General features: G+C 66.6%; 24 protein-coding genes and 3 tRNA genes. 11 read left to right on the top strand and 16 right to left on the bottom strand.

Translation table 11 applies throughout. The features are described from left to right. Window positions 1–110: 110 nt before the first annotated feature. Window positions 111–1,127, bottom strand: a complete 1,017-nt coding sequence (locus OGL92_RS03205) for an outer membrane protein assembly factor BamD (RefSeq protein ID WP_263140353.1) — start codon at window positions 1,125–1,127, stop codon at window positions 111–113. Window positions 1,128–1,274: 147 nt separating this feature from the next. Between OGL92_RS03205 and rluD the strand changes: the two genes are divergently transcribed. The 3 genes from rluD to clpB all read left to right on the top strand — a co-directional run bounded on the left by rluD (window position 1,275) and on the right by clpB (window position 5,693). After that, entirely contained in the window at window positions 1,275–2,249 is a 975-nt protein-coding gene (gene rluD, locus OGL92_RS03200) for a 23S rRNA pseudouridine(1911/1915/1917) synthase RluD (protein ID WP_263140350.1), read from the top strand. Further along, window positions 2,249–2,989 carry a peptidoglycan editing factor PgeF gene (pgeF, locus tag OGL92_RS03195; protein WP_263140348.1) on the top strand — a complete coding sequence of 247 codons (741 nt, stop codon included), beginning with the start codon at window positions 2,249–2,251 and terminating at the stop codon, window positions 2,987–2,989. Before rluD ends, pgeF begins: the two co-directional genes overlap by 1 nt. Window positions 2,990–3,128: 139 nt before the next feature. After that, window positions 3,129–5,693 (top strand): ATP-dependent chaperone ClpB, encoded by a 2,565-nt coding sequence (clpB, locus tag OGL92_RS03190; RefSeq protein WP_263140347.1) that lies wholly within the window; start codon window positions 3,129–3,131, stop codon window positions 5,691–5,693. A 64-nt stretch (window positions 5,694–5,757) separates the two neighbouring features. Here clpB and OGL92_RS03185 read toward each other — a convergent pair whose 3' ends face one another. Then, window positions 5,758–6,090 (bottom strand): PilZ domain-containing protein, encoded by a 333-nt coding sequence (locus OGL92_RS03185; RefSeq protein ID WP_263140345.1) that lies wholly within the window; start codon window positions 6,088–6,090, stop codon window positions 5,758–5,760. Window positions 6,091–6,099: 9 nt separating this feature from the next. Beyond that, window positions 6,100–8,355, bottom strand: coding sequence for a DUF1631 domain-containing protein (locus OGL92_RS03180; RefSeq protein ID WP_263140343.1), 2,256 nt, complete (start codon window positions 8,353–8,355; stop codon window positions 6,100–6,102). Between the two features lie 205 nt (window positions 8,356–8,560). Here OGL92_RS03180 and OGL92_RS03175 point away from each other — a divergent pair. The 3 genes from OGL92_RS03175 to OGL92_RS03165 all read left to right on the top strand — a co-directional run bounded on the left by OGL92_RS03175 (window position 8,561) and on the right by OGL92_RS03165 (window position 8,807). Continuing rightward, a tRNA-Asn gene (locus OGL92_RS03175) sits at window positions 8,561–8,636 on the top strand. Between the two features lie 9 nt (window positions 8,637–8,645). Next, window positions 8,646–8,722: transfer RNA gene (locus OGL92_RS03170), tRNA-Pro, on the top strand. Window positions 8,723–8,731: 9 nt separating this feature from the next. Then, window positions 8,732–8,807 (top strand) — tRNA-Lys (locus tag OGL92_RS03165). Window positions 8,808–9,040: 233 nt separating this feature from the next. Here OGL92_RS03165 and OGL92_RS03160 read toward each other — a convergent pair. The 5 genes from OGL92_RS03160 to OGL92_RS03140 all read right to left on the bottom strand — a co-directional run bounded on the left by OGL92_RS03160 (window position 9,041) and on the right by OGL92_RS03140 (window position 15,010). Further along, a complete protein-coding gene (locus OGL92_RS03160; protein ID WP_263140339.1) occupies window positions 9,041–9,670 on the bottom strand; it encodes a YdcF family protein in 630 nt (209 codons plus the stop codon). Between the two features lies 1 nt (window position 9,671). Continuing rightward, entirely contained in the window at window positions 9,672–10,343 is a 672-nt protein-coding gene (locus tag OGL92_RS03155; RefSeq protein ID WP_263140337.1) for an HAD family phosphatase, read from the bottom strand. A 1-nt stretch (window position 10,344) separates the two neighbouring features. Beyond that, window positions 10,345–11,520, bottom strand: coding sequence for an MFS transporter (locus OGL92_RS03150; RefSeq protein ID WP_263140331.1), 1,176 nt, complete (start codon window positions 11,518–11,520; stop codon window positions 10,345–10,347). A gap of 73 nt (window positions 11,521–11,593) precedes the next feature. Then, on the bottom strand, window positions 11,594–13,315 hold the full coding sequence (locus OGL92_RS03145) for a carbamoyltransferase C-terminal domain-containing protein (RefSeq protein WP_263140329.1): 1,722 nt from the start codon (window positions 13,313–13,315) through the stop codon (window positions 11,594–11,596). A 447-nt stretch (window positions 13,316–13,762) separates the two neighbouring features. Beyond that, complete coding sequence (locus OGL92_RS03140) at window positions 13,763–15,010, bottom strand: MFS transporter (protein WP_263140320.1); 1,248 nt, start codon at window positions 15,008–15,010, stop codon at window positions 13,763–13,765. 141 nt (window positions 15,011–15,151) lie between these two features. Here OGL92_RS03140 and OGL92_RS03135 point away from each other — a divergent pair, with 141 nt between their 5' ends. Further along, entirely contained in the window at window positions 15,152–15,604 is a 453-nt protein-coding gene (locus OGL92_RS03135; RefSeq protein ID WP_263140317.1) for a helix-turn-helix domain-containing protein, read from the top strand. On the opposite strand, the gene OGL92_RS03130 is transcribed toward OGL92_RS03135, so the two are convergent. The 8 genes from OGL92_RS03130 to OGL92_RS03095 form a co-directional block, all read right to left on the bottom strand. Further along, the gene (locus OGL92_RS03130; protein ID WP_263140313.1) at window positions 15,601–15,975 is read right to left on the bottom strand and encodes a VOC family protein; all 375 of its coding nucleotides are present in this window, start codon (window positions 15,973–15,975) and stop codon (window positions 15,601–15,603) included. The two genes, OGL92_RS03135 and OGL92_RS03130, sit on opposite strands and share 4 nt — an antisense overlap. 76 nt (window positions 15,976–16,051) lie before the next feature. Then, entirely contained in the window at window positions 16,052–16,783 is a 732-nt protein-coding gene (locus OGL92_RS03125) for a YafY family protein (protein WP_263140311.1), read from the bottom strand. 216 nt (window positions 16,784–16,999) lie between these two features. Further along, window positions 17,000–18,199 carry a CaiB/BaiF CoA-transferase family protein gene (locus tag OGL92_RS03120; RefSeq protein ID WP_263140308.1) on the bottom strand — a complete coding sequence of 400 codons (1,200 nt, stop codon included), beginning with the start codon at window positions 18,197–18,199 and terminating at the stop codon, window positions 17,000–17,002. Between the two features lie 180 nt (window positions 18,200–18,379). Then, window positions 18,380–19,678: an NAD(P)/FAD-dependent oxidoreductase gene (locus OGL92_RS03115; RefSeq protein WP_263140306.1), complete on the bottom strand. Its 1,299-nt coding sequence runs from the start codon at window positions 19,676–19,678 to the stop codon at window positions 18,380–18,382. Window positions 19,679–19,738: 60 nt separating this feature from the next. After that, a complete protein-coding gene (locus OGL92_RS03110; RefSeq protein ID WP_263140304.1) occupies window positions 19,739–19,912 on the bottom strand; it encodes a DUF3094 domain-containing protein in 174 nt (57 codons plus the stop codon). A 30-nt stretch (window positions 19,913–19,942) separates the two neighbouring features. Beyond that, window positions 19,943–20,431 carry an MOSC domain-containing protein gene (locus OGL92_RS03105; protein ID WP_263140300.1) on the bottom strand — a complete coding sequence of 163 codons (489 nt, stop codon included), beginning with the start codon at window positions 20,429–20,431 and terminating at the stop codon, window positions 19,943–19,945. Beyond that, the gene (locus OGL92_RS03100) at window positions 20,428–21,054 is read right to left on the bottom strand and encodes a DUF1780 domain-containing protein (RefSeq protein ID WP_263140295.1); all 627 of its coding nucleotides are present in this window, start codon (window positions 21,052–21,054) and stop codon (window positions 20,428–20,430) included. The genes OGL92_RS03105 and OGL92_RS03100 overlap by 4 nt, the downstream gene beginning before the upstream one ends. Before the next feature lie 18 nt (window positions 21,055–21,072). Continuing rightward, complete coding sequence (locus OGL92_RS03095) at window positions 21,073–21,495, bottom strand: thermonuclease family protein (RefSeq protein WP_263140289.1); 423 nt, start codon at window positions 21,493–21,495, stop codon at window positions 21,073–21,075. 128 nt (window positions 21,496–21,623) lie between these two features. Here OGL92_RS03095 and OGL92_RS03090 point away from each other — a divergent pair, with 128 nt between their 5' ends. From OGL92_RS03090 to OGL92_RS03075, 4 genes are all read left to right on the top strand, one after another. Beyond that, entirely contained in the window at window positions 21,624–22,046 is a 423-nt protein-coding gene (locus tag OGL92_RS03090) for a GNAT family N-acetyltransferase (RefSeq protein WP_263140281.1), read from the top strand. Next, entirely contained in the window at window positions 22,043–22,522 is a 480-nt protein-coding gene (locus tag OGL92_RS03085) for an FAD/FMN-containing dehydrogenase (RefSeq protein WP_263140280.1), read from the top strand. The genes OGL92_RS03090 and OGL92_RS03085 overlap by 4 nt, the downstream gene beginning before the upstream one ends. After that, window positions 22,519–23,208 (top strand): energy-coupling factor ABC transporter permease, encoded by a 690-nt coding sequence (locus OGL92_RS03080; RefSeq protein ID WP_263140279.1) that lies wholly within the window; start codon window positions 22,519–22,521, stop codon window positions 23,206–23,208. Before OGL92_RS03085 ends, OGL92_RS03080 begins: the two co-directional genes overlap by 4 nt. A 116-nt stretch (window positions 23,209–23,324) precedes the next feature. Next, window positions 23,325–23,540: a hypothetical protein gene (locus tag OGL92_RS03075; RefSeq protein ID WP_263140277.1), complete on the top strand. Its 216-nt coding sequence runs from the start codon at window positions 23,325–23,327 to the stop codon at window positions 23,538–23,540. Window positions 23,541–23,590 lie beyond the last annotated feature (50 nt).

Below are 23,590 nucleotides of genomic sequence, written 5' to 3'. Positions count from 1 at the left end.
GGGCGGTGGCCCCGGGGATCAGGCCGGCAGGTGCTTCGCGAGAGGGCTGCGGGATTGAAAAAGGAGGCCGCTGCCTCCTTCTTCGATGCCAGGAATGGGCGGGGAACAGGTCAGTCGAAGACGCCGAAGGTCATGTAGCTGAACCAGGAGCGGTCGCTGTTGTTGGCGCGGGCTTCGTGCTCTTCCTCGCGGACTTCGTCCTGGTTTTCCGGCAGCAGCTCGGACGGGATTTCTTCCTGGGCGTCCTCGTACTGCTTGATGACATCCTGGCTCGCGCGGGTCTGGCCCGGCGGCAGCGGATCGTCGTTCTCGATCAGACCGAGGGTCGCCTTGGCCAGCCAGGAGCGGTTGTCGGCATCCTGCTCGCGCATCACGAACTTGCCGTCTTCCAGGCTCGGGTGGTCCGGGTAGTTCAGTTTCAGGGTTTCCAGGCTGGTCGCCGCCAGGTCGTCCATCGCCAGGTGCTGGTAAGCCTCGGTCATCACCGCCAGGCCATCGCCGACCGCCGGACTTTCCTGGAAGTTCTCCACCACGTAGCGGCCGCGGTTGGCGGCGGCCACGTAGGCCTGGCGCTTCAAGTAGTAATGCGCGACGTGGATTTCATAGGCGGCCAGCAGGTTGCGCAGGTAGACCATGCGCTGTTTCGCGTCGGGGGCGTAGCGGCTGTTCGGGTAGCGGCTGGTTAGCTGGGCGAACTCGTTGTAGGAGTCGCGGGCGGCGCCGGGGTCGCGCTTGGTCATGTCCAGCGGCAGGAAGCGCGCCACCAGACCACGGTCCTGGTCGAAGGAGGCCAGGCCCTTGAGGTAATAGGCGTAATCGACGTTGGCGTGCTGCGGGTGCAGGCGGATGAAACGCTCGGCGGCAGACTTGGCGGCCTCCGGCTCGGCATTCTTGTAGTAGGCGTAGATCAGTTCCAGCTGAGCCTGTTCGGCGTAGCGGCCGAAGGGGTAACGCGATTCGAGGGCCTTCAGCTTCGCGACGGCGCTGGTATAGCCCTTGCTGTCCAGGTCGGCCTGCGCTTGCTGGTACAGCTCGGCCTCGCTCAGGTTCTCGTCCACCACTTCCTTGGAGGAACACGCGGCGGTAAGGGCGAGGATGGCGATCAGCAGCAGGTGTTTCACTTGCATAGCGGCTTGCGTCCCTGTGACGGCTGGCTGTCTTGGGCGGAGCCGTCCTGTTATGATGGGCGCCCCGGTTCTCCCGGGACAAAGACGCCGTATTTAACCACAAGCGCGTGGCCGAAACCAAAGGCTACGCCCCCGCCCTTTCCGAGCATGTCGCAGATTAACAAACAGGCCATTCACCTTCGCGCCGAAGTACCTTTCGATCTGGGCGGTCAACGCCTGGACCAGGTGGCTGCGCAACTCTTCGACGAGCACTCGCGTTCGCGTCTTTCCGCCTGGATCAAGGACGGGCAACTCACCGTCGACGGCGCCGTGCTGCGCCCCCGCGACCCGGTGCACGGCGGCGCCGTCCTGCTGCTGGAGACCGAGGTCGAAGCGCAGGGCGAATGGAAGGCGCAGGACATCGCGCTGAACATCGTCTACGAGGATGAGCACCTGCTGGTGCTGGACAAGCCCGCGGGGTTGGTGGTCCATCCGGCCGCGGGGCATGCCGACGGCACCTTGCTCAACGCGCTGCTGCACCATATTCCCGAGGTGATCAACGTCCCCCGCGCGGGCATCGTCCACCGGCTGGACAAGGACACCACCGGATTGATGGTGGTGGCCAAGACCCTCGAAGCCCACACCAAGCTGGTGGCGCAGTTGCAGGCGCGCACCGTCAGCCGCATCTACGAAGCCATCGTGATCGGCGTGATCACCTCCGGCGGCAAGATCGACGCGCCCATCGGCCGCAGCTCGCAGCAGCGTCAGCGGATGGCGGTGATCGCCGGCGGCAAGGCGGCCGTCACCCACTACCGGGTCCTGGAGCGCTTCCGTTCCCATACCCATACTCGGGTCAAGCTGGAAACCGGACGGACCCACCAGATCCGCGTGCACATGAGCCACATCGGCTTTCCGCTGGTGGGCGATCCGGCCTATGGCGGGCGCTTCCGTATCCCGCCGGCGGCCAATCCCTCGCTGGTGCAGCAACTCAAGGAATTCCCACGGCAGGCGCTGCACGCGCGTTTCCTCGAGCTGGATCATCCGGTCGACGGCAAGCGCATGAAGTGGGAGTCGCCCCTTCCCGAAGACTTCACCTGGCTGTTGAGCTTGCTGCGCCAGGACCGCGAGGCCTTCGTCGGCTGATGGCCGACCCCTGGCTGATTCCAGACTGGCCGGCGCCCGAGCGGGTGCGCGCCTGCGTGACCACCCGCTTCGGCGGCATCAGCCAGGCGCCTTTCGACACTTTCAACCTCGGCGATCATGTCGACGATCTGCCCCGGGCCGTCGCCCACAACCGTGGGCGCCTGGTCGAGACCTGGGGTTGCCGCCCGGCCTGGTTGCGCCAGGTGCATGGCGTGCGGGTGGTCGAGGCCGATCCCGCTCAGGTCGAGGAAGCCGACGCCAGTTGGAGCGCCACGCCCGGCGTCGCCAGCGCGATCCTGACGGCGGATTGCCTGCCGGTGCTGTTCTGCGACCGCCAGGCCACCCGGGTGGCCGCCGCCCATGCCGGCTGGCGCGGGCTCGCCGCTGGCGTGCTGGAAAACACCCTGGCAGCTCTAGCCTCGGCTCCTGAGGACGTCATGGCCTGGCTCGGACCGGCCATAGGCCCGCTAGCCTTCGAGGTCGGCCCGGAAGTGCGCGAGGCCTTTCTCGCCGCCCATCCGCAGAGCGCCGAGGCCTTCCGGCCGAGCGCCAATCCCGGACGGTTCATGGCCGATCTCTACCAGCTTGCGCGCATTCGCCTGCGTGCCTGCGGCGTGACCGCGGTGTACGGCGGCGGCCTCTGCACGTTCGACGATCCGCGTTTCTACTCCTACCGGCGTGCCGCCCGCACGGGACGTTTCGCTTCCTTGATCTGGCTGGCCGAGGCCGCCGACGCCTGACCCCGGGCTTTCAGGCGCCCGTTGCGTGCGGCGCCCTTGAACCGGGCGGAAAAGGCCTCATCTATCCTGCATCTCGGCGGGTTCTCGTGTGTGGGGTGTCCATCGCTCCGGCCCGCTCTATAAAAGGAAGGGTGACTCCATGCGAATCGATCGTTTAACCAGCAAGCTGCAACTGGCCTTGTCGGACGCCCAGTCCCTCGCCGTCGGCCATGACCACGCGGCCATCGAGCCGCTGCATTTGCTCCAGGCCTTGCTCGACCAGCAGGGCGGCTCGATCCGTCCGTTGCTGATGCAGGTCGGCTTCGACATCCCTGGGCTGCGCCAGGCGCTGACCCGGGAAATCGACCAGTTGCCGAAGATCCAGAATCCCACCGGCGACGTGAACCTCTCTCAGGACCTGGCACGCCTGCTCAACCAGGCTGATCGCCTGTCGCAGCAGAAGGGCGACCAGTTCATCTCCAGCGAACTGGTATTGCTCGCCGCGATGGACGACAGCACCCGCGTTGGCAAGCTGTTGCTCGGCCAGGGCGTATCGAAGAAGGCCCTGGAGAACGCGGTGAGCAATCTGCGCGGCGGCCAGGCGGTGAACGACCCCAACGCCGAGGAATCGCGGCAGGCCTTGGACAAGTACACCGTCGACCTGACCAAGCGCGCCGAAGAGGGCAAGCTCGACCCGGTGATCGGCCGCGACGACGAAATCCGCCGCACCATCCAGGTCCTGCAACGGCGGACCAAGAACAATCCGGTGCTGATCGGCGAACCCGGCGTGGGCAAGACCGCCATCGCCGAGGGGCTGGCCCAGCGCATCGTCAATGGCGAGGTGCCGGACGGGCTCAAGGACAAACGCCTGTTGGCCCTGGACATGGGGTCGCTGATCGCCGGGGCGAAGTTCCGCGGCGAGTTCGAGGAACGCCTGAAGGCCGTGCTCAACGAGCTGGGCAAGCAGGAGGGCCGGGTGATCCTGTTCATCGACGAGCTGCACACCATGGTCGGCGCCGGCAAGGCCGAGGGCGCGATGGACGCCGGCAACATGCTCAAGCCGGCCCTGGCGCGGGGCGAGCTGCATTGCGTCGGCGCCACCACGCTCAACGAATACCGCCAGTACATCGAGAAGGATGCCGCGCTGGAGCGGCGCTTCCAGAAGGTGCTGGTGGACGAACCCAGCGAAGAGGACACCATCGCCATCCTGCGCGGCCTGAAGGAGCGCTATGAGGTGCACCACGGGGTGTCCATCACCGATGGCGCGATCATCGCCGCGGCCAAGCTGTCCCATCGCTACATCACCGACCGCCAGTTGCCGGACAAGGCCATCGACCTGATCGACGAGGCCGCCAGTCGCATCCGCATGGAAATCGACTCCAAGCCGGAAGCCCTGGACCGCCTGGAGCGCCGGCTGATCCAGTTGAAGATCGAGCGCGAGGCTTTGAAGAAGGAAGACGACGAAGCCACCCGCAAGCGCCTGCTCAAGCTGGAGGAGGACATCGACAAGCTGGAGCGCGAGTTCGCCGACCTGGAGGAGATCTGGAAGTCGGAGAAGGCCGAGGTGCAAGGCTCGGCGCAGATTCAGCAACGCATCGAACAAGCCAAGCTGGAGCTGGAGGCGGCGCGGCGCAAGGGCGATCTCAACCGCATGGCCGAGCTGCAGTACGGGGTTATCCCCGACCTGGAGCGCAGCCTGCAGATGGTCGACCAGCACGGCAAGCCGGAGAACCAGTTGCTGCGCAACAAGGTGACCGACGAGGAAATCGCCGAAGTGGTTTCCAAGTGGACCGGCATCCCGGTGGCCAAGATGCTCGAAGGCGAGCGCGACAAGCTGCTGAAGATGGAAAGCCTGCTGCACCAGCGGGTGATCGGCCAGGACGAGGCGGTGGTGGCGGTGGCCAACGCCGTGCGGCGCTCCCGTGCCGGTCTCGCCGATCCGAACCGGCCGAGCGGCTCCTTCCTGTTCCTCGGCCCGACCGGGGTCGGCAAGACCGAACTGTGCAAGGCATTGGCCGAGTTCCTCTTCGACACCGAGGACGCCATGGTGCGCATCGACATGTCGGAGTTCATGGAGAAGCATTCCGTGGCCCGCCTGATCGGTGCGCCGCCGGGGTACGTCGGCTACGAAGAGGGCGGCTACCTGACCGAGGCGGTGCGCCGCAAACCCTACTCGGTGCTGTTGCTCGACGAGGTGGAGAAAGCCCATCCGGACGTCTTCAACATTCTCCTGCAAGTGCTCGAGGATGGCCGGCTGACCGACAGCCACGGACGCACGGTGGACTTCCGCAATACGGTGATCGTGATGACCTCCAACCTGGGCTCGGCGCAGATCCAGGAACTGGTCGGCGATCGCGAAGCACAGCGGGCGGCGGTGATGGATGCGGTGAGCAACCACTTCCGCCCGGAATTCGTCAACCGCATCGACGAGGTGGTGGTCTTTGAACCCCTGGCCCGCGAGCAGATCGCCGGGATCGCCGAAATCCAGTTGCAGCGGCTGCGCAAGCGTCTGGCGGAGCGTGAGTTGAACCTGGAGCTGTCCAGCGAGGCCTTGGACAAGTTGATCGCGGTGGGTTACGACCCGGTGTACGGCGCACGCCCGCTGAAACGGGCGATCCAGCGCTGGATCGAGAACCCGCTGGCGCAACTGATCCTCGCCGGCCAGTTCCACCCCGGCGCCGAAATCAGCGGCCGGGTGGAGAACGACGAGATCGTCTTCGTCTGATTTCTGCCCTTGGAAAAGCCCCGCCTGGCGGGGCTTTTTTCTGCCTGCCGACCGAGGGTCCGGCTCAGAGCAGGCGGAGGAGGGTGTCCAGCGCCGCAGCCTGATCCTCGGCCAGGCCGGTGATATGGAAGCCGGCCCAGCAATGCCGGCCATCGGCTCCGGGGCGGTTCCACAGGCATTCGGCGTCCAGCTGGATATCGGCGATTCCGGCCAGGGGTTCGACCAGCACCAGGCGACAGCGCCACACCGAGTCGGTCTCGGCGGGATGTTCGCCGAACAGCAGGAAGCCTTCGCGGGTGAGGTCCACGACCCGCCCCAGACGCCGCGGCGAATCGCGATCCTGGACCTCCAGATGCAGGCCGGTGGGGAAGCGTGCGGACTGCCGGCGTTCGTTCATGGGCTCTCCTCAGTCGGGCTGGCGGGCACGGCCGGTGATGCGTTTGAGCGCGCGATAGATGGCCTCGAGGGCGCGGTCCATCAGGGGCGCGCGACGTTCGCTGGGTAGGCGACGCACCCGGCCGGACTCCATGTCCCGGGCCAACTGGTCGACCGCCTTGACCGCGACCCGCTGGCCGCGCCGGTCGACGAACATGTAGTTGCGCGTGGTGGGGCTGAACCAGGACAGCTTGAGCTGTCGCGGTGGCTGGCTGTCGGCGAATTCGAACCAGGTGCCGAATTCGGCCTGGCGCAGCTCCTCGACGAATGCCAGGGCGCGAGCCGAGAGCGCTTCCTCGGGCGGTCCGGGTGTCACGGCGGGTTCGTCGCCGCTCGGTTCGGCACCCGTCGTCGCCAGCGGCAGGGAGCGTTCGGTCTCCGCGGCAGGCCCTGGCGGGGCCGTGGCGACAGGCTCCCGGGCTTCGAGGAGGTTGCGCAGCAGGCGGCGGATCTCGTCGTCGTGATAGCCGCCGAGCAATTCCAGACCTTCCCGCAGGTCGGTGAGCAAGGCCTGGTACGAATCCGGTTCGAGGGTGTTTCCCGCGTCGTACTCGGCCAGCCGCTCGGCCACCGCGACGGTGTGGCTCCATTCCGCGCCGTCCGCGCCGTGGCGCAGCTGGACGAACGCCAGTACATCCACCCAGGTACGTTCGAGGAAGTCGCGAATCGGCGAGGCGGGCCGGTGCTGCTCCAGCGTCGCGGCGATGCGGCTGCCGGCCGCATGGCGTGCGTCGAGCAATCGGTCGCGGCCTTTCACCGCTTCCACCGCGCGGCGTTCGCGCAGGGCCACCCGGTGTTCGAGCCGGGCTACCTGGGTTTCGAAGTCGGCGAGGAGACGCTCGAACAGGCCGAGGTCGCCGTGGTATTCATGGATCACCCGGCCCACCAGGTCGCGCAGCGTCGCCAGCAGGCCGCTTTCCTCTTCTTCTTCGCCGTACAGAAGGGCGGCCCGGGCCATGGCGTTCAGCAAGGCTCGCGCGGGATGGTCGGGCTGGGTGAAGAGGGCCTGGTCCTGCAGGGCGATGCGCAGGTAGGGCGTATGCAAATGGGACAGCAGGGTCTTGTAGGCGTCGGGAATGCCGTCGTCGTCCAGGATGAAGTCGAACAGCATGCCGATCAGGTCGATCACGTCGGCTTCGCGTTCCCTCAACTTGCGCGGGTCCGGCCGGGCGCTCTGGTCTTCCAGGCGGCGCTGCAGTTCGGCCTTGAAGCCGGCGACGCGCTGCGGACGTTGCAGGCGCAAGGCCAGATCCTCGGCCGACTCCCGTTGCAGCCGATTGAGCACATCCAGCAGTTCGCGATTGCTGTAGGTGCCGCTGGCGCTGCGCGGCCCGAGGCTGGCGATTCCCTGGGTATCGGCGGACAGCGGGACATCGCCGGCCTGCCGCCGGCATTCGTCGAGCAGGGCGGCCAGGCTGACGAGCAGGGTGTCGGGATCGATCGCTTCCGATGGCGGCGGCGATGTTTCCGCCGGGGAGGCCGCGGACGCGCTGTCGGCCCGTCGTTCGCGGCCGACGGCGCGGTCCGGCGCAGGGCGCGCAGCCCCGTACTTCAGCTCGGGCAGCACCCCGGCCTCGATGAGGCGCGCGTTCAAGGCGTCGTACAGACCATCGAGGCTGTGCATCACCTGCTGATCGAAGAGCATATAAAGGATGGTCTTGATCCGCAGGGGGAAGGGTTCCGCGGCGAGCGTATCGCGAAAGGCCTGGGCAAGGGCCAGGGGACCCAGCGGATTGTGCCGCTCGCCATTGACCTCCCGCTCGTTCAGCTTGGCCAGGCGCTTGTCCAGGGCGTACAGCGCATGCGCGCAGCGCGAGCCGACCCGGCCGGCCATGCCGGCGACCAGCAGGGTTTCCTCGTACTCTTCCTTCTGCACCAGCGTCAGGCGCTCGGCGTCCAGTTCGAGGGGCGCGAGCTGGGCGGGCTTGCCTTCGAGGAAATCGGCGAAACCGTGGGCGACGTTCTGGTGATAACGCCGCTCCATATGCGGGCGCTGCTTGCGGATGTCGCGCAGATTGTCCAGGAACAGCGTCTGCACCCGGTTGTTCTCGGCCTTGTCGGCGCACTCGAACAGGGTATCGTCGGCGTGGACGAACACCGCGGAAAGGCGTTCGGCCAGATGGTTCATCGCCAGTTTGCGGCAGCTCTGCGCCAGCTCGCCGAGACGTGGCCGGATGCCACGGCTGGCCACTGTGGAGAGGGAAGGGGGCTTGTCCTGGTCGCTCATGGACTACCGAGCCGGCGCGCTGCGCGCGGACACGTCCTGTGTGGTGTCGTGGGCGCACAGATATAGCAGCCGACCGGATAACTGCAAAGCACTGTCTTGATTCGCTTTTCAAAGGGTTGACAGACGCTTCGGGAACCGTAAAATGGCGCGCCTCTGATACGGGAAACGCTAAACCGGTCCCGCGAAGAGCATGGAAGGCAGACGTTCCGCGATAGCTCAGTCGGTAGAGCAAATGACTGTTAATCATTGGGTCCCTGGTTCGAGTCCAGGTCGCGGAGCCAACTTCCTGCCGGGGTATAGCGCAGTCCGGTAGCGCGCCTGCTTTGGGAGCAGGATGTCGGGAGTTCGAATCTCTCTACCCCGACCACTTCTTGCAGGGTCGTTAGCTCAGTTGGTAGAGCAGTTGGCTTTTAACCAATTGGTCGTAGGTTCGAATCCTACACGACCCACCATTTAAGACATCGAAGCGGCCCGCCTTTCTGGCGGGCCGCTTCGTTTGTGCCCCATCGTTCTCGAGGGGCCCGCGCATGCCGCCTCCCAATAGCTTTCACCGGATTTGTCTCGACCTCGCGGCGCCCACGCCTTAGGTTCTCCCGCCTGCCGGCGGCAAGGGTGGCCTGCTCTCAGGCCAGGGGCGATCCTCAGCGCATCGCCAGGGCGACCCGCCTCGCGCCCGCGGGCCTTGTCATTTGATCAGGTGATGATCGAACCCTTGCTCCACCAGGTACTCCCAGGCCGCCTCGACCTCCTCCGGTATCGCCTGCTTGACCTGAAACCCCCTCTGCGGGTAGAGCTTGATGCGTTGCACATCCCCGACCATCTCATCTATCACCCCCAGCACCCCCACCTGATTGGAGATCTGCTCTGGAAAGCCATAGTCCGGCGCATCCACGTAGGCTTCGAGCCCCGGCCACTGGATGGGTAGGGTCAGCGCCACGCGACGGATCGAGTTCGGCTTGGTGAGGAAAGTCGCCCGCTTCACCCGGGGGAACATGGCCTTGGCGAAAGCGATGTTTTCGGCGAAGTTGGTGGCCCGCGCCTCCAGGCTGAACTGTTCGGGCCTGATGCCCAGCGCCAAGGCTCGCCGGGCGAACACGTCGGCCTCGGCCTCCTCCCACAGGTGGCGGGTCCAGTTGCCGGTATTGCCGGTGAACAGCAGGTGCGGGGCGACGCCTTTGCCCAGCAATTCACAGGCGTAGTCGCAGACCCGCAGATCGTAGGAGCCGCAGACGACGATCAACTCACAGGCCGCGTGTCGGCGCCCGGCGGAGAGGAAATCCCAGAGGACGGCGGCGTGACGCAGGGTAGGGGTCATGTCAGGCGAATCTCCGGGAAGCATGGGCGCCGATGAATAACCCGCCGCCGTCGAAGGCATGGGTCGATGTCCGGGCCTGCGCGACCGGCAGTGCCTCGAAGTCGGCGTACACCGCGGCCGCGCCGCCATCGGTCACCAGAGTGGGATCGCCGCCGATGGCCAGGCACAGCGCCCCGCTGTCCACCGCCGACCTCACCCCGCTGAGGGAGTCCTCGAACACCAGGCACTCGTGGGGCGGCCGATCCAAACGTTGCGCCGCCAGCCGGTAGCAGTCGGGCGCCGGCTTGCCGGCGTCGACGTCCTCGCGCGAGACCACGCAGTCGAACGTGTCTTCCAGCTCATGCTGGCGCAGCACGTGCTCGATACGCGCGGGCCAACTGCTGGTCACCAACGCCAATGGCACCGCGCCGTCGCGCAACTGGGCGATCAGCTTCGCCACCCCGGGCACCAGCGAGCAGTCCCCGACTTCCTCGATAGCGTCCACCCGTCTTTTGATGCGGCGGCGTTGCGCCGGATCGAAGTCGGCGAACAGCCTCTGCAGGGTGTATTCGCCCGGTCGGCCATGAATGTGTTCATGGATGAACGCCGGGCTGACCGCGATCCCCTCGCTGCGGGCGACGCTGACCCAGGCCCGCTCGATCAACTCGCGTGACTGGATGAGTACGCCGTCCATATCAAAGCAAACGGCCGTAAATGTTCGTGCTGTCATGGTTCGAGCTTCGCATCTTCTGATAGGCGATCAAGGCCAGCAGGCTCCCGACCAAGGCAAAGAGGGCCATTACGTAGTAGGAGCCGGCCGGCATCGTTTCGTACAGGTAGCCGGCGAACGGAGTGGCCAGACCCATCGGCAAGGCAACGGCAAGGGAATAGTAGACGCCCTGGGTGAACACCTGGATGTCCTGCGGCGCATGGTCGCGAATGAACCGCATGATCGCCGAGTGATAGGCGGCGAAACTCAATGCGTGCATGCACTGCCCCAGCACGATGAGCGACGTCGCCTCGCCGTTGGAAAGAAACGCCCAGCGCACCGCCGCGCAGGCGCTGGAAAACATCACCAGGGGGAGCGGGGAACAGCGCGCCAGGATCTTGTTGGAGAAGGCGAAGTAGGTGATCTCCGCCAGCACCGCCACGGACCAGAATATCCCCACCGCCGTCGAGGAATAGCCCTTGACGCCCCAATTGATGGACGCCGTGGAAAAGTACAGGGTGTGGCTCAACTGGATGAAGCTAGCCGCCGCGATGGCCAGCAGCAGGCTGCTGTTCTCGAACAGGCGCGTCCAGTCGGGCCGCTTGATGGCGCGGGTCGCCGGCGGTGCGGGTTCATCGGCGATCCGCCGGCGCAACCACAGGCAGCCCAGCGCGGTGAACACCATGCTGGCGGCGATCACGATGGGTACCCAGGATTGGCCGTAGCGCGTGAACAGCATGCCGCCCAAGGTCGACATCAGGATGAAGGCGGACGAGCCCACGGCCCTGACCCAGCCGTAATTCTGCAGGGCTTGCTGGTCGCGCTTGAGCAGGTACGACTCGGACAATGGCAGCACCACCATCCACAGGCCGCCGAACAGGATGCTCACGGCGACGAACGCGTAGAGGTGTGCGGGCAGGAAATAAAACAGCAACGTGCACGCCGCCGCCGAGAATCCCAGGATGGCGGCCAAGCGAATCTGGTCGACCCGCCAGTCCGCCACGTAGGTGATCAACACCCCGCTGACGACCTGGGGCCAATAGGCCGCCGCGATCAGCAAGCCTATCTGGCTGGTGCTGAAGCCCAGGGAATCCAGCCAGGTGGGCCAGAACGGATAGATGATCCCCTCGGCCGCGAAGAATCCGAAAAATATCAAATACATGCAGTAACCACGGAAAGTTCCTTGAAGACGGCTCCTTGAAAAGGGCTCCCTGGGGGAGCCCGGGCCTATCGGGTCATTCGAAGCGTTGCAGGGCGAAACTGTTCTTGCCTCGGCGCCAGACGATCAGCGACTCGCTCATGACCAGCAGGTCGATCATGCCTTCCTCGAGCGCCGCCAGCGCATCCTGGGAAGAACAGACGATCGGCTCTTCGTGGCGGTTGAACGAGGTGTTGATCAAGGCTGACTGTCCCGTCCGGTCGTGCCAGGCGGTGAGCAGCCGGTGCATGAACCTGTCCGCCTGGGGCCGGATCACCTGCGGCCTGGCGGTACCATCGATGTGCACCACGGCCGGGCTGGCCTCGATGAACTGCGGATGGCAATCGTAGGTCATGGTCATGGTATCGGCGGCGACCTGGTCCTCGGTCCAGCCGATATAGCAGTGCGGCGCCTGCTCGATGGCCGTCACCGGCCCGAAGGGCATGAACTCGGTGCGGTGCATGCGCTTGTTGAGCCAGTCGTTCACCTCGGCATCCTTGGCGTGATAGACGATGCTGCGGTTGCACAGCGCACGCGGGCCGAATTCCATCTTGCCCTTGAACATGCCCAGCACCTGGTTTTCCAGCAGCGCCTCGACCAGGACCTCGATGAGGTTGGCAGGGTTGTGATAAGCCAGTTGCGGATAGTCGCGGTTTATCAGGTTGATGTTCTGGGATTGAGTCCGGGCCTCGGGGCCGAGGGTCATCGCTGGGTTCCTGAAACGGGTGCCGTTCTTCAGGTAAGCCGTCCCCACTGCCGCCGCCAGGGCCAAGCCGCCGTCGCCCATGCAGGGCAGCACATAGACGTTCTTCACCGCGGGAATTTCGCGCAGACGCTGGTTGAGCTTCACGTTGCCGAATACGCCGCCGGCCAGGCAAAGGTTGCTGCTGCCGCATTGTTCCAGGTGGTGGGTGACCACGGCGACCAGCAGGTTTTCCGTGTGACGCTGCACGGCGGCCGCGATGTCCTCGGGCTTCTCCTTGGCCAGCAGGTTCTGCAGGGAATCGCTGTAGCCTTGGTACGACGGCAGGAACAGCTCGCCGCATTCGGCTTTGATGCGCCCGTCCTCGAAGCGGATCATCCGCTGCATGACCCCCAGCAGTTTTTCCGGATCGCCGAAGGCCGCGAGGCCGGTGATCTTGCCTTCATGACGGTTAGGCTTGTAACCCAGCAGATGGGTGATCCGGCCATAGAAATAACCGAGGCTGTCTATGCTCGTTTCACGCTGCAGTACCCTGGCTTCGTGGGGGCTGTAATAGGTCAGGGTCAGCGACTGGAAATCGCCGCGCCCATCGCAGGTCAGGGTCAGGGCGTCATCGAAAGGCGAACAGACATAGGCGCCCAGGGCGTGGCATTCATGGTGATCGATGTAATAAGCCTTGCCGGTCAGGCCCTGCGTCGAAACGAAGTCGTCGAACTCCGCTCTTTTCTCTTTATCGTTGTTTATTTCATCGGTGATGCGCTTGCGAAAGAGCGCAAGCCCTTCCGGGTTGTGTCTGACTTCATCGACGATGCGATCGAAATACAGGGGGAGATGTTTGTCGGCATTGAAGCCGGCATTCCATCCATAGGCGACGTAATCGATATCCCGGAGGGTCATGCCGGCCTGGCTCAAGACGAATTCGATGGATTGGGTCGGCCAGATCCGATGATCCTTCACACGGGTGAAACGCTCTTCGCTTACAGCCGAGAGAATCTGGTCATCGCGGACCAGGCAGGCACCCGACAAATCATTATTGGTAATACCTAAAACGATCATAACAACCTCCTTGTTCTCGCCAATTTAATAACCACCAGGGGTGGTACGGCATCACTCCGAAATCATCCCCTGATTTCAAACCCGCTGGCCCGAAGGCCGCTGACGCCCGATCTAGACACCTCTAGATCATCGAGACGTTCCCAGCCTAGCACCTCACCCGAAAGATGTCGGATCGACCGCTATACCGAGTGGTGGCCTTCTTATTCCGAACGTCACTCGGCTTGCATCGAGGATGCGTGCTGGGTGTGCCGATAGTCGGGGTTCTTCATTACGCTTCGGTGACGGCCCGGATAGCGGGGGTCATTACTTCCAGGGCAGTCGCGCCTCCGGGCGCGACCCGCGCAGGGAGCACGCTTCGGGACGACCCGCCGGCCGTTGCAGATCCTATCGGCGGCGGCCGGCCGCTCGGGCAGCCTCCGCAAGGGCGGGTCATCCCTTCGCGACCCTTCAGCCGGGGAGGCGAGCGCTGGCCGCGGCGGGCATGATGCGCAGGGTCGCGGCCCAGAAGGCCAGGGCGAGCAGGCTGACACCGGCGCCCAGCGCGCAGACGCCCTGCCAGCCCGCGAGGACATAGACCTGGGTGGCGCCGATCGCGCCGAGGCCGCTGCCCAGGGCGTAGAACAGCATGTAGCACCCTACCAGGCGGCTATGGGCCTCCGGTGGGGTGCGCAAGATCAGGCTCTGGTTGGTGACGTGCAGCGCTTGGCCGGCGAGGTCGAGCAACAGCACACCCAGTACCAGGGCCCACAGGTGCCTGTCGCCCAGCGCCAGGGGCAGCCAGCAGAGGGTCAGCAGGAGCAGCGCGGCGCCGCTGGTCCATTGGCCCAGGCCGCGGTCTGCCCAGTGCCCGGCACGCGCGGCGGCCAGCGCACCGAGGACCCCGACCAGGCCGAAGGCGCCGATCGCGCTGTGGGAAAAGGAATGGGGAGGCGCGCTCAGGGGCAGCACCATCGCACTCCAGAAGATGCTGAAGGCGGCGAACATCAGCAGCGCCAGCATGCCGCGGATCTGCAGGACGCGCTGGCTCAGCAGCAGGCCGAGCATCGACCCCAGCAGGCGCCCGTAGGACAGGTGCGGGCTGGGCGAACACTGGGGCGGAAGCATTCGCCAGAGCAGCGGCCAGAGCAGCAGTGCCAGCGCCGCCGAGCTGAAATACACCGCCCGCCAGCCGCCCAGGTCGGCGACCCAGCCCGCCAGCGCGCGAGCCAGCAACAGGCCGATGACCACGCCACCCTGGGCCGCGCCCACCACCCGACCCCGTTCCCCCGGTGCCGCGCAACTGGCCGCATAGGCGATCAGGCCCTGGGTCATGGCCGTGCCCAGCAGGCCCACCGCGAGCATCCCGGCGAACAGGGCGAGGGGCGAAAAGGCGCTGGCCACGGCGACCAGCGCGGCGCTCAGGAAAAACAGTTGCGCCAGCATCAGGCGGCGCCGATCGAGCAGGTCGCCCAGGGGAACCAGCAGCAGCAACGCCAGCGCGCAGCCCGTCTGGGTCAGGCTGACCACGCCGCCGATGGCGCCCTGGGCGATGCCGAACTCTTCCGCCAGGGCGTCCAGCAGGGGTTGTGCGTAGTAGACGTTGGCCACGCTCAGCGCACAGGCCACCGCGAACAGCATCACCCGTGCCGAGGCCATTGGCGGGGCGCCTTCATCGACGAGGCCGGGCGGCGCATGGGGAGTGGAAAGAGGAATCATCGCAGGCTCCTTTTGGTTTCAAATAAAAACCAGATGGCAGCCTAGGTCGATGAGTTTCGAAATGCAACCGCTTTCGGGGTGACGCCTGCTCGCGCGTCGATTCGCGTGTTACCGTGCGGCCGTCGATTTCCAGGAGGTTCCATGGTCACGCGCAAGATCCAGGCGGCGACGCCTTGCCCCGTGGCGCGGGCGCTCGACGTCATCGGCGATCGCTGGTCGCTGCTGATCGTCCGCGACGCCTTCGATGGCCTGCGGCGTTTCGGCGAGTTCCAGAAGAACCTCGGCGTCGCCCGCAACATCCTCAGCGACCGCCTGCGCGCGCTGGTGGAAAGCGGGGTGCTGGCCATCGCCCCGGCTTCCGATGGCAGCGCCTATCAGGAGTACGTGCTCACGGACAAAGGCGAGGACCTGTTCAAGGTGGTGGTGGCGTTGCGCCAATGGGGCGAGGCGCAGCTGTTCGAGCCGGGCGAGGCCCGCTCGGTGCTGGTCGAGCGGGCCAGCGGCGATCCGGTCGGCCCCTTGCTGTTGCCGGGCCGCGATGGCGCGGCCCTGACGTACGCCGCCACCCGGGTGGACAAGGCGGCCGACGGCTAGGGCAGCGTCAAGGCGAACGCCCGCAGGCGGTGCCCGTCCGGGTCGAGGCCGACGAAGGTGTAGCCGAAGTCCAGCGAGGTGGGCGTCTGGGCCATCGTCACGCCACGGCGCGACCACTCGGCGTACAGGGCGTCCACGGCCTGCGCGTCGGCCACCGGAAAGCCCAGCTCGCCGTGATCCCCGGAAGCGGGCCGGGCGTCTGGCTTCACCGTCGGCCGCGCCCAGAAGCCGAGTTTCGTTCCGTTGTCCAGGACGAACAGGGTAAAGCCGGGAGAGGACTCCACCGGCGTCTTGCCCAGCAGGTCGGCATAGAAAGCGGCGCTGGCGAGAGGGTCCTGCACGTACAGCAGGAGATAACGGGGATCGGTCATGTCGGCGCTCCATAGGGTGAGGAAGGCAACCCCGGCGATTTGCCGGTGCCTGCGCGCAGCCTAGGCCGGTCCACTGTCAGTTTTCGTCAGCAGCCCCGCTCGTCGGCGCCTTGCCGTGGGGTCGGGGTTCGCCGATGCCCTGGCTCTGCCGCCATGCCTCGATCAGCGATTGCCGGTTGCGCGGGTAGCGCTGCTCGCACAGCGTCATGTGCTCGATCCGGTCCAGGCGGAAATGACGGAACCCCTGGCGCAGTTCGCACCAGGCCACCAGCATTCGCACTTGCTCGAAATACCCCAGCGCGAACGGCCAGACCCGTCGCGAACTGGAGGTTTCCCGCTGGTCGCGGTAGCGGATGTCCAGCTTGCGTTCCTGGCGGATGGCGCGGCGCAGGGTCGGCAGGTCGACATCGCCCTCCAGCACCGGCTGACCGGGGCCGACCAGCAGGCCCGCGTCCAGGGTGTCGCGCAAGCGTTCGGGAAGTACCGCCGCGATCTTCGCCAGGGCGTCTTCGGCGGCGGCGGCCAGGCGCGGGTCGCCGCGCCGGACGACCCAGCGCGAGCCGAGCACCAGGGCTTCGATTTCCTCGTCGGAGAACATCAACGGCGGCAGCACGAAGCCGGCCCGCAGCACGTAGCCCAGGCCGGGCTCGCCTTCGATGGGCGCACCCTGGGCCTGTAGCGTGGCGATGTCGCGGTACAGCGTGCGCAGGCTGATTCCGGACTGGGCCGCCAGGGCCGCGCCGGTGATCGGGTAACGATGGCGACGCAGGATCTGCAGCAGATCGAGCAGGCGTTGGGCGCGGGACATGGCGGGTCGACAGGAAGGGACGGGCGTCTATCTCACCCGCCCTGCACGCGCCTGGCAAGGGGAGCGGTTTCAGGCTGCCCGAGTCGCGTGCCGCTGCAGGCCCGCCCGGATCAATGACTCGGCTCACCGGGCCGCGATGCGGAGAAAACCAACGGGGGGCATGCAGGTTTCGCTGCGCGGCCCATCCTGCTGGGCGCGCGCGTGCTCATCAAGGCCTCAAATGATGCCGCGTTCGCGCAGGCCCTGGCGCTGCGCCTCGCTCAGGCCGAGCCCGGCCAGCACGTCGTCGGTGTGTTCGCCCAGGCGCGGACCGCCGGCGCCGATGCGGCCCGGGGTGCGGCTGAGCTTGGGCAGGACGCCCGGCACCTTCAGCGGGCCGGTGGAGGTCTGCACCTGCTCGATCATCCGCCGTGCCAGGTAATGCGGGTCGGCGACGATATCGGCGGCGGTGTAGGGGTAGCCTGCCGGCACCCGGGCGGTTTCGAGCGCTTCGATCACCTCGTCGCGGCTGCGTTGGCGGGTCCACGCGGCGATGGCCACGTCGATGCGTTCGGCCTGTTCGCTGCGCCCGTCGTTGTGCGCCAGGCGCGGGTCCTCGGCCAGGTCGGGGCGGCCGATCAGGCTCATCAGGCGCTTGTAGATGCTGTCGCCGTTGCCGGCGATCAGGACATAGGCGCCGTCGTTGCAGGGATAGGAGTTGGACGGGGTGATGCCGGGCAGGGCGCTGCCGGCCGGTTCGCGCACATAGCCGAAGGCGTCGTATTCCGGCACCAGGCTTTCCATCATGGCGAACACCGACTCGTAGAGCGCCACGTCGATCATCTGGCCCAGGCCGCTGCGCTGACGCTCCTGCAAGGCCAGCAGCACGCCGATCACCCCGTACAGCGAGGACAGCGAATCGCCGATGCTGACGCCGACGCGCACCGGCGCCTGGCCGGGATGACCGGAAAGGTGGCGCAGGCCGCCCATGGCTTCGCCGATCACGCCGAAGCCCGGCAGGTCGCGGTAGGGGCCGGTCTGGCCATAGCCGGAGATGCGCAGCATGATCAGCCGCGGGTTGAGCGCGGCCAGGGCGTCCCAACCCAGCCCCCAGTCCTCCAGGGTGCCGGGGCGAAAGTTCTCCACCAGAATGTCGGCCTCGGCGACCAGGCGGCGCACGATGGCCTGGGCCTCGGCCTGCTTCAGGTCCAGGGTCAGCGAGTGTTTGTTGCGCGACTGCACGTGCCACCAGAGCGAGGTGCCGTCCTTGATCTTGCGCCATTTGCGCAGCGGGTCGCCGACGCCAGGCGGTTCGATCTTGATCACGTCGGCGCCGAACTCGCCGAGCAGCTTGCTGGCGAAGGGGCCGGCGATCAGCTGGCCCATTTCAATGACCTTGAGGCCCTGCAAGGGCAGGCTGCCCGATTCCCGCGTCATAGGCGTACTCCTTCGAGGATGCGACGCAGCATGGAACAGTCGCGCGCGCCGGGCAAACGCTGGATCGCCGCCTGCCGTCGCGCCAGGGATGCCGGAAGACCCCGGTATGCGCCCTTCGCCGTGCCGCAAGGCTCTGGACGAGCGTCCGCCCCGCCGCTCGGGCGAAGCGGACCGTGCCGGTCAGTGCAGCTTCAGGCGCGGGTCGGTGCTGCGGCCGATGCGGTCGCTCAGCATCAGCAACAGGGTGCGGAAGGGACCGTACAGGGCCACCTGGTGCATCCGGTAGAGCGAGATGTAGAACATCCGCGCCAGCCAGCCTTCCAGCTTCACGCTGCCCATCAGGTTGCCCATGAGATTGCCCACCGCGCTGAAGCTCGACAGCGAGATCAGCGAACCGTAATCGCGGTAGACGTAGGTTTCCAGCGGCCGCCCTTCGAGACGCGCCTTCAGCGAGCGGACCAACAACGAGGCCTGCTGGTGGGCCGCCTGGGCGCGGGGCGGCACGTTATGTGCGCTGCCGTCGCCGAGCGGACAGGCCGCGCAGTCGCCGAGGGCGAAGATCGCGTCGTCGCGGGTGGTCTGCAGGGTCGGGCGCACCACCAGCTGGCCGAGCCGATTGTTCTCCAGGCCATCCAGGTCCTTGAGGAACGCCGGTGCGCGGATACCGGCGGCCCACACCTTGAGGCTGGCGGCGATTTCCCGGCCGTCGCGGGTCTTCAGGCCCTCGGCGGTGACCTCGCTGACCGCGGTATCGGTAAGCACGGTGACCCCCAGTTTCTCCAGGGTCTGGCGCACCGGCCGGCCGATGCGCTCGGGCAGCACCGGCAACACCCGGGGCCCGGCCTCCAGCAGGGTGATGCGCATGTTTTCCGGCTGGATGCGGTCCAGCCCATAAGCAGCCAGTTCATGGGCGGCGTGATGCAGCTCGGCGGCCAGCTCCACGCCGGTGGCGCCGGCGCCGATGATGGCCACGCTCATCTTGCTGTCGTCCAGGCGATTGGCGTGGGCGCGCAGGTAGTGGCTGAGCATCTGCCGGTGGAAACGTTCGGCCTGGGCGCGGGTGTCGAGGAAGATGCAGTGCTGCGCGGCCCCCAGGGTGCCGAAGTCGTTGGTCATGCTGCCGACCGCCAGCACCAGGGTGTCGTAGGCCACCTCGCGGGCGGGCACCAGTTCGCGGCCGTCCTCGTCCAGGGTCGCCGCCAACTGGATCGCCCGGCGCTCGCGATCCAGCCCGCTCATGCGGCCGAGCTGGAACTCGAAGTGGTTCCACTTGGCCTGGGCCACGTAGTTGAGTTCGTTCTCGGTGGCGTTCAGCGAGCCGGCCGCGACTTCATGCAGCAAGGGTTTCCACAGGTGCGTCAGGTTGGCGTCGGCGAGGATCACGCGGGCTTTGCCGCGCTTGCCCAGGCTCCTACCCAGACGGGTAGCGAGCTCCAGGCCGCCGGCGCCGCCGCCGACGATCACGATGCGATGGGTCATGGGATGCACTCACAAGGCTTGGGAAATCCGGGGGCGTCGCGGGCGAGCGCAGGAGGCGGCTCATAGCACCAGGCGACTGATGAGGCGGCTGAGCAGGCCGAGGGCGATGACGATCAGCAGCAGGATCAGCATCAACCGCCAGGGGCGGAAGGGCTGCCGCTCGACCCGGTGCTGAGGCGCGCTCAGGTAGAGGTCGACCTTTTGCTGGTCATCGGGGCTCAGGCGGCTGGTCATGGAAGGCCTCACTTGATAGTGGGAGTCATTCTAGTCGGGCAACGCCTCGACGCCTACGCCATCGTCGAGGCGGATGATGCCGCCGCTCAGGACCCGTGCGGTGATCCCGCCGTGGCCGCGCACCGCCTGGAAGGTGCCCTTGCCGAGGCGTTCCTCCAGCCGCGCGCAGGGCTGGCACCAGCCGGTGGTCTCGAGGATCGCGCCGCCGATGCGGAAACGCCGACCTTTCAGGCTGAACAGATTGATGCCGCTGATCGCGAGGTTGCGGCGCAGATCGATGGGCAGGACCGGCTTGCCGAGCAACCCGGCGATCACTTCCAGGTGTTCCCACTGGATCAGCGTGACCTGGCGGGCGTTGCGCGGGCCGGGGCGGGCGTGGTCGCCGGTGAGGCCGGCTTCGCGGCGGGCTTCCACTGCGTCCAGCTCGAGCATCGCGCCGCGGGATTCCGGGCGCACGCCGATCCAGTGCACCCGGCCACGTTGTGGCACCTCGGCCAGCAGGGCCTGCAACGGACTCACAGGCCGACCCCCACGTCGAAGAGCACGCTGCGGCCGAGGTTATGGCGGAGGAAGTCCGGCGCGTCGGGGTGGGCGAACAGCACCCGGGCGAAGGTGGGCCCGACCAACGACAGCGAGCGCCAGCCCTGGCGGAGGAAGTCGGAGGGCGGCGGGAAGGGGCTGTTGAAGTCCAGCACGACGCGCTTGAGATTGACGAAGGCGATCAGGTCGAGCTCGCCGAGTTCGAGGCGGCGCTCGCCGTAGTTATGGGCTTTTTTCTGCAGGGTGGGCGCCAGTCGATTGAGCAGTTCGCTGGCGGGAATGCGCTTCGGTCGCGCCTCGCGGCGCACCAACTGGCTGAGGGAAAACGCGTTGCGCCGGCGGGTGAGCTCGGCACGCCATTCTTCGTTCAGGCGGCGTCCGGCGTCGAGCACGAAGAACACCTCGAAATTGGCGTTGCGGAACAGCACGTCCGGCGGTTCCGTACCGCCGCCGAACTCCTCCAGGCGGTGCGGCAGGTTCAGGGCTTGCAGCAAGCGCTGGCATACCCAGCGCTCGCGTTCCCATTTGCGCGCATTGGAAAGGAAGTCATTGGCTTGCTCGGCCTGGCGGGTGAGCAGGCGCAGGTAGTCGGACTCGTCCATGCAACGGAGCTTAGCCCGCTACCAGGGCGATTTGGTACCCCCGTCGTAGGGTTTCGCCAGGCCAGCCTTCAGCAGCAGGCCGCCGAGGCTCTGACCGTCCACCCAGACCTCGGCCAGCAGGCGGAAATACTTGTCGCGGCGAATATTGCGCAACTCGATGCGCTTGGCTCCGCGTAGCCGTGCGACGCTGAACTGCTTGGCCAAGCGTGCCAGCTCGCGCACCCGCGGCCGGTTGTCACGCATCTCCGGCGTATCGATGCCGTAGAGCCGCACCGGGACCCGCAGGCCGACCACCGGCGGCCAGCCACGGATGGTGGCGCGGAAGGTGTCGCCGTCGTAGATGCTGGTGATCTCGTCCACCACCACCTGGCCGTAGGTGTCGTCGCGGGCCAGCGTCGGGGCACAGATCGCCATGAAAAACATCAGAAAAAACAATCGCATGAGTTGTCCCCAAGGTCGCGAAGGGGCGCCACTCTAGCGAAAAGCGGCATGCGCGTCGCGACATTCGTACGCACGGGCCGCGCCGTGCGGCGGTGTACACTGCGGCTTTGTCCGAGGGTGCCGAAACCATGCTGATCCGTCCGGTCGTGCCCGCCGACCACGCCGCCTTGATCGAACTCTGGCAACGCATGGAGGGCCTGCGACTACGCCCCGACGACGCGCTCGCGCCCTTCGTCGCCTACCTGGCGCGCAACCCGGGCTTCAGCCTGCTGCTGGAGGAGCGCGGCGCAGTGGTGGGCAGTCTGATGGCGGGCCACGACGGGCGTCGTGGGTATCTGCAACACCTGGCCGTGGACTCTCCCTATCGGCGGTTCGGCTGGGCTACCCGCCTGCTCGACGAAGCTTTGGCTCGGCTGGCGGCCGCGGGCATCGAGAAGTCCCACGTCTTCGTCCTCGACGAGGCGCCGCAGGCGCGGGCTTTCTGGGCGCGGCAACCCGGTTGGGGCGAGCGCACGGATATCCGGGTGTTTTCCACGGGAGGACGTCGATGAGAAGCGGCTGGGTATTGATCCTGCTGGCCTTGAGCGCGGGAGCTTGGGCCATCGAGCCCGGCGAACGCCTCGCGCCCTGGACCCTGCTCGATCAGCACGAGCGGGCCTATAGCCTCGACGATCAGGTTCGGGTCTTGCTGGTGGCGCGCAGCATGGCCGGCGCCAAGCTGGTCCAGGCTGCCTTGGCGGAGCGGCCCAAAGATTATCTGGAGCGTCGCCACGGGGTTTTCGTCGCCGACATCAGCCGCATGCCGGGGCTGGTTTCGCGGCTGTTCGCCCTGCCGGCGATGCGGGATTATCCCTACCGGGTCATGCTCGACCGCGATGCGCGGATCGCACCGCGCTACATGGCGACGGAGGAGGGCGTGATGGGCCTGTTCCTGCGCGACGGCGTGCTTCGGGAGAGACGCCTGCTGGGCTCGGCCGCCGAGGTGACGCAGGCGCTGGAGTCGGACGCCCAGGCGGTCGCCCGGTGATCGCCGCCACGCTGCTGTCCCAGGAAAGCCTCAGCCTGGGCTGGGCGCTCTATCTACCGGTGCTCGGCTGGGCGACCTGGCGGGCACCCTGGCTGGAGCTGTTCAGCGACCTGCGCCGGCAGCACCTGGTGTTCGGCACCGTGCTGGTGTTGTTCCTGCTGTGGATGGTGCGCCGGGACTTCGATTCCGGCGTGTCCTTCCACTTCATCGGCATGACCGCGGTGACGCTCTTGCTGGATTGGCCCTTCGCGATCCTCGGGGGGCTGGTGGCGCAACTGGGGCTGGTGATCCTGGGCCGGCAGGACCTGGCGGCCGTCGGCATCAACGGCGTGCTGTTGGTGCTCCTGCCGGTGCTGATCACCGAGCTCTGTGCGCACTGGGTGGAGCGTTTCCAGCCGCGCAATCTGTTCGTCTACATCTTCTGCTGCGGGTTCTTCCCGGCGGCGCTGGCCGCGCTGATCTGCACGCTGGTCGGCCTCGGTGTGCTGTGGATCGACGGCCTGTTCCCGATGCCACCCTGGCTGGAGGATTTCGCCGGCTACCTCTGGTTGGTGATGTTTCCCGAGGCCTTCATCAACGGCACTGCGATCACCGCGCTGGTGGTGTTCTGCCCGGACTGGCTGGAAACCTTCAACCGCTCGCGTTACCTGCAAGCGCCCTGGAAAGACGACGACAAATCGCGCTGATGCCGGGGGATTCACCGCTTCGATGACGTTCCCCGAGCGCCTTGGCGATTGACCTGGATCAGCCGGGCGCCTTTCCAGTCGCCCATGATGCGGGGATCACTACGGGAGTCATGGGAATGGACGTATACGGTTGGGCCAAGCAAGCGCTGGAGGAAACCCTGGAGCAGGCGCGGCGGCAGGGGTTCGACGACGGGCTGGCATTGCGCGCTCTGCTGGGTACCTTGGTCAGCCGCAGCAAGGAGACCCGTTCCGCCGCGGACCTGGCCGCGGAGCTTCTTTTCCTGGCGGACAACCTGGACGACGAGCGCGATTATGGGTTCATGCGGCCCTGAAGTCGGGAGCACGCTGCGCCCGGACGATCGATCCGCAAAAAAGAGGTGAG

This window comes from Pseudomonas sp. RIT-PI-AD (genome assembly GCF_025642785.1).
Classification (GTDB): domain Bacteria; phylum Pseudomonadota; class Gammaproteobacteria; order Pseudomonadales; family Pseudomonadaceae; genus Pseudomonas_T.
This window is presented reverse-complemented; position numbering and strand designations above follow the sequence as displayed.